Source organism: Streptomyces pimonensis (assembly GCF_041380215.1).
Lineage (GTDB): Bacteria > Actinomycetota > Actinomycetes > Streptomycetales > Streptomycetaceae > Streptomyces > Streptomyces pimonensis.
The window spans coordinates 1-684 of record NZ_JAHWZY010000136.1; the positions used below are offsets into that span (position 1 = coordinate 1).

General features: G+C 69.3%; 1 pseudogene. It reads left to right on the plus strand.

The annotated features are described in order from the left end of the window. A pseudogene (locus KYY02_RS33700) lies at nucleotides 1-408 on the plus strand (transposase); the annotation flags it as partial. Between the last annotated feature and the right edge of the window lie 276 nt (nucleotides 409-684).

Genomic DNA, 684 nt, shown 5'->3' on the forward strand with positions numbered 1-684 from the left:
GGGGCCGACGCGGCCACACTCCGCAGGTGACGGTGAGCGGGCGACGACGCTCAGGTCGCCTGTCGACGGCCGGGCCGATCGCCGTGCGGCCCGGCTCCCGCACCCGGCTGTGCCACCACCTGCGCACCCACCGGGCGGGCGAGAGCACCCGCCGCAGCATGGGCGAGCGCGACTTCGTCGCACTGGTCGACGGCGTCCACCAACTCCTCAAGGCGCCCGTCGTGCTGGTCCGGGACCGGCTCCACACCCACGTCTCCCACGCCATGCGCGAACTGATCGCCGAGCGTGGCTGGCCGACGATTTCCTGCCGCCCGCCTGCTCACCCGACCTGAACCCCGTCGAGTGGGTACGGGCACACATCAACGCAACCTGGCCGACCTCGCCACGGTCGCGCTCGACCGGCTGGATCGGACTACCCCCACGGGCGTGGGGATTGCTCGGCGGCCGGTTGCCGCGCCGAAGGTGCGGCAACCGGCCAGACCTCCGGCACGACGAAGTCCCACCCCGCATCGCAGGATGGGACTTCGTGATCCGAGCGCTGGGCAGGCCTTGCACCTGCATCTCCCCACAGGAAGTGGGGCGTCTTTCCTTGGACCACCAACGCATCACCGGCAACCGGATTCCCGGCGACCAGCTCTAGATCAAATATAGCATGGAAAGCTGATCCGATCTTTTGGTGACCGA